Below are 5,317 nucleotides of genomic sequence, written 5' to 3'. Positions count from 1 at the left end.
GCGAAGGTCAGCCCACAACAGCGTCGCAACAATCATCCCGGAAAGGATCATCAGGCCGCCCATGGTAGGCGTACCCTTTTTTGTCAGCAGATGGCTCGCAGGCCCGTCTTCACGAATTGGCTGTCCATGTCCCTGACGCGAACGCAGCGCATCAATGATGCGTGGGCCAAACAGGAACACAAACAACAAAGCAGTCATAATCGCGCCGCCGGTACGGAACGTAATGTATTTAAAAACATTCAGCGCAGACAGGGAAGGATAAACCTCTGAAAGCTCCGCCAGCAAATATAGCATTTAGTCAACCTCAGGACTTACCGGTTGCAGCCGGTTCAGGAAAACGTTTCTTCAAGGCATCCACAAGTGGACCCATACGGGTTCCAAGGGAGCCCTTTACCATCACGATGTCGTTGGGACGCACTTCCGACAACAGGTCTTTTTCCAGTTTGTCGGAGGTCTCTGAATAGGCGCCTCTGGTCTGTGCAGGCAACAGGTCCCAGAGCACCTTCATGTGAGTACCCACACAATAAACCACGTCGATCTTTGCGCGCTCCAGTTCACGCGCAAGGTCTGCGTGCAACTTGTCGGAATCTGCACCTAATTCGAGCATATCTCCCAATACGGCGATGCGACGGCCATTCTTCGCAACGGGCAGACCAGCCACCAGATTGATCGCAGCGCGCATACTCGCCGGGTTGGCATTATAGCTCTCGTCAACAAGCAACGCCGTGCCACCATTCACATCAAGAACGGTCTGCGCACCACGCCCTTTCGGCGCAGACATTTCTGCAAGGGCCAGACCAGCAAACGCAAGATTGGCCCCCAGCTCCATAACCCCGGTCAGCACGCCCAGTGAGTTGATCACATGGTGTGCACCCGGAGCGCCGATCTTGTAGGAAATCTCCTGCCCGAGAATATTGGCATTCAGACAAGAACAATCAGGGTTTGCAGCCACTTTTTTGGCAATGGACTGAGCGCCCGGCTGCATACCAAAGCTGACAATGTTCCGCACCCCGGCCACAGCTGCCAGATAACGAAGCAAGTCATACTGGCGGTTATCCCGGTTCAGGATCGCCACACCACCCTTTTCGATGCCAGTGAAGATCTCAGCCTTCGCACGCGCGATATCTTCAACGGAGTTAAAGGCTTCCAGATGCACGGGCTCCACAGTGGTCACGATTGCCACATGCGGACGAACCATTTTCACCAGTGGCGTGATCTCACCGCGATGGTTCATACCAATCTCAAAGATGCCAAACTCAGTATCAGCATGCATACGCGCCAATGTCAGCGGCACACCCCAATGGTTGTTGAAGCTCGCCACAGGTGCATGGGTGATACCGGACTTTGACAGGCAGAGACGCAAAGCTTCTTTCGAGCCTGTTTTTCCAACAGAACCAGTAACCGCGATGATCCGCGCTTTCGAGCGCGCGCGCGCAGCCACACCAAGACGCTCCAACGCTTGAAGCACATCATCAACAGCCACATAGCGGCCACCTTCCGGCAGCTCAGCAAGCTTGTCACGCGCAACAACAGCCACAGCAGCACCAGCCTCAACAGCTGTTCCTGCGAACGCATGACCGTCAAAGTTCTCGCCCTTAATCGCGAAGAAGGCTTCACCGGGTTGGATCACCCGGCTATCAATGGAGATTCCGGTTATGTCATCACTCAGATCACCGTAAACATCCCCATCTACTGCCTCCAGAAAATCGTTAAGCAGCCACAGCGGCCCACGGTCTATTTCAGGCAGTTCAATCATTTGCCGCTCATATTCCGACTTAATGTCCGGGTCCAATAGGTTGATATGGGGGACGATAGTCCACTCAGGCTTGTCTATCGCTGACTTGAGCTTTGGTTTTTCTTCGGTTTTACGCTCAAAAGCAGCAGTCTCAGCCGTCTCAGCAGGTTCCTCAGAAGCAGGTAACCCACCTATTGCTTCTGTGCCGTCCTGCTCATCGGGTTGAGTGGACTGCGATACATCTTCCGTGACCTCCGGAGCAACCTCTTCAAGACCTTCATCCGCAAGAAATGCATCCGCATCCGCGTTTGGCGCCTCTTCCGGCTCAACAGCACTCTCTGCTGCGACTTCAGGCTTCTCTTCGGCTTCGGCTTCGGCTTCGGCTTCGGCTTCGGCTTCGGCTTCGATAGCCGCTAGGTCACCCAGCAGCTCGTCTTCAAGTGCATCCGGTGTATCTTCCGCCACATTGGGGAAGCCATCCTTGCCAAAATCAGGATCATGGCTCTCAACATCAGCCAGTTCCGCATCTGCAAGATCATCAGCGCCCAGAACATCTTCTTCCAGCGCCAGCCAGTCTTCTTCCTCTTGATCACGTGCATCATCAGGATTTTCCGGCAGAGTAGCTTCCAGCTCCTCAACACCAGCCTGCACCGCAGCCAACAGATCATCGTCATCGAGCGCTTCAGCAGCTGCCAGCTCATCACCTTCGTCAGCCAGCAGGTCCATCTCATCCAGATCAAGAGAGATCTCAGGCAGATCAGTCTCAGCAACAGGAGAGGCACCATTTTCAGCAGAAGCTTCTGCGAGCGCTTTCTGGATTTCTTCATGGTCAGAGAAAGGCAGAACTTCCGTTCCAACAATCTGCCCGGTTTCATGCCCCTTACCGGCCACACAAAGCACATCGCCTTCTTGCAGCATCTTCACCGCCTGGCGGATGGCAAGTGCACGATCCCCAATCTCAAGGGCCGCAGGACAAGCAGCAACAATCTCTTCGCGAATTTTATCAGGATCTTCCGTGCGCGGATTATCATCAGTCACAATGGAAACATCAGCAAGACGGGCAGAAATCTCGCCCATCAACGGGCGTTTACCCGCATCACGATCACCGCCACACCCCAACACACTGATCAAGCGACCAACCGCAAAGGGGCGCAAGGCTGCAAGCACATTCTCCAGCGCTTCCGGCTTATGAGCATAATCAACAAACACCAGAGCGCCGTTTTCACGTGTGCCCACATGCTCAATCCGGCCCGGCGCACCACGCAGCACGGTCAGCGCTTCAAGAACAGTTTGAAGCTCCACACCAGCAGAAATAGCCAGACCCGCGGCAATCAGGGCATTACTCACCTGAAAATCACCTGCCAACGGCAAGGCGACAGAAAACACACCCTCAGCCGTTTCCAGCTCAAGAACCTGACTGAAGCCCTCTGGCTGAACGCTAAGCACTTTCAGATCATCGCCAAAAACACCAGTCGTAAACGTCTTGAGGCCACGCTCTTCCGCAATCGCCAGAACGCGGTCAGCAAATTGCGTTTCCGGATCAACAACAACCACACCATCATCCGGCAACAAATCGCGGAACAAACGCAATTTTGCCTGAAGGTAGTCTTCCACCGTTGGGTGGTAGTCCATGTGGTCTCGGCCAAGGTTGGTAAAGCCAGCTGCAACAATGCGCACACCATCAAGACGATGCTGGTCCAACCCGTGACTGGACGCCTCCAGCGCAGCATGGGTAATCCCATCCTCTGCCAGACGCTTAAGGTCTTCATGCAAAGACACAGGGTCAGGTGTGGTCAAGCCGCCATAGCTCTGCCCTGTCGATGTGACAGTACCAATGGTTCCAAGACTAGCAGAAACCAGCCCGGCATATTCAAAGATCTGACGCACGAAAACAGCAACAGACGTTTTGCCCGCAGTGCCTGTCACAGCGACCATCTTCTCAGGTTGTTTGCCAGAGAAAGCAGCCGCCATCAAAGCAAGCTCCCGGCGCGCATCTTGTGCAGCGACCAGCGGAACCTGTTTGGCTTGCTTGCGGATATCATCAGAAATTCTATCCGCATCAATCAAAATGACAGCAGCACCAGCGTCTACGGCCTGCTCGATAAACTTCGCACCATCAACTTTCGCGCCCTTGAGAGCAGCAAAAACAAAACCGGGCTCCACTGCTCGACTATCAGCAGTAAGCCCCGAAATATTAAGAGTATCAACCCCGTCTGGCCCATCGCCCTCGGCGGAGATTATCTCTTGTTTTGTAAGGTCTTTAAGCAACATAGCGTCGATATGTCCGGCCTATGAGACATGAATGTGGCAAACCAGATTTGGAGAACAATTGTCTTCATATTTCCCCAAAATCTCCGTGTATTGCCTCATTCAATTCTCCTGTTTAGTTCCGGTTCTGATAGGAAACCGGAATTGTTTCTGCGTCATCTGCGAAATCAGGCACTACGCCGAGCATTGGTGCAATTCTGCGGATAACAGATGCAGTGGTTGGCACAGCATTCCACCCTGCGGTGGAATAACGTTGCCCCTCCACTTTTTGCGGCTCATCCAAAACAATCAAAACGAGATACTCAGGATTGGACATCGGGAACGCCGACATAAAGGAGTTCAGATAAACACCTTCAGCATAACGGCCATTCACAACCTTCTGCGCTGTTCCAGTCTTACCGCCAACATCATAACCCGGCACAGCAGCACGCCGCCCGGATCCACGCAGGACATTTTCACGGTTGAGATACCGAAGGATCTCGCTGGTTTCTGGTTTCAGAACCTGTTGAGCAAGCTTGTCAGCGTCTTCCTCACTACGAGGCAGGAACGTTGGTTCAAGATACTTGCCGCCATTGACCAGAGTTGCACCCGCAACGGCCATCTGCAGCGGCGTTACACCCAAACCATGACCAAAAGAGATCGTCATTGCAGCAAGGTCATTCCACTTCGGTGGAAGCAGAGGCCGCGCAACGCCAGGAATCTCGGTCGTCATTTTCTGGGTCAGGCCAACCTTCTTCAGGAACGCCTTTTGCTCCTCAATGCCCGCTTTCTGCATGACTTTGATGGTGCCGATATTGGAGGAGTAAATGAAAACTTCAGGCACGGACAAAACACGGCGTTTCCCGTGGAAGTCATCGATCTTCTGACCTGCAACACGGATAGGCTTGGTAGCGTCAAAGCCGTCTTCCAGCTTCACCTTGCCGCTATCCAGCGCCATCGCAATGGTAATGCCTTTAAAGATGGAGCCCATCTCAAACACACCACCAGTCACCCGGTTCATGCGTGCTTTTTCAAGCGCCTGCTGACGGTTGTTTGGATCAAAGTCCGGCAACGACGTCATGGCGATCACTTCACCGGTGTCCGCTTTCAGCACCACACCCATGGCCGCTTTGGCCTTGTAGTATTCCATGGAACGGCGCAGCTCATCACGCACCGCATGCTGAACCCGCAGATCAACCGAAAGCTTGACAGGCTCCATGGTCCGATCCTGCGTAAAGCCAAGATCCTGCAGATCCTTCAGCCACGCCTGATCGACATACTTCTCCATGCCAGAGAGGCCCTGGTTGTCGACATTCACAGTCCCCAGAATATGAC

At 53.6% G+C, this 5,317-nt stretch carries 2 protein-coding genes and 1 pseudogene; all 3 read right to left on the bottom strand.

The features are described from left to right. Positions 1-294, bottom strand: a pseudogene (gene mraY, locus PPL9_RS33870) (phospho-N-acetylmuramoyl-pentapeptide-transferase); the annotation flags it as partial. A gap of 10 nt (positions 295-304) precedes the next feature. Then, on the bottom strand, positions 305-4,006 hold the full coding sequence (locus PPL9_RS34820; RefSeq protein ID WP_057465723.1) for a UDP-N-acetylmuramoylalanyl-D-glutamyl-2,6-diaminopimelate--D-alanyl-D-alanine ligase: 3,702 nt from the start codon (positions 4,004-4,006) through the stop codon (positions 305-307). 112 nt (positions 4,007-4,118) lie between these two features. Next, the coding region (locus PPL9_RS27580; protein WP_208989676.1) for a penicillin-binding protein 2 at positions 4,119-5,317 on the bottom strand (1,199 nt) is incomplete at its 5' end.

Source organism: Pseudovibrio sp. POLY-S9 (genome assembly GCF_001431305.1).
Taxonomy (GTDB): Bacteria; Pseudomonadota; Alphaproteobacteria; order Rhizobiales; family Stappiaceae; genus Pseudovibrio.
The sequence above is the reverse complement of the archived record's forward strand: the minus strand, read 5'-3'. Positions and strand labels throughout refer to the sequence as shown.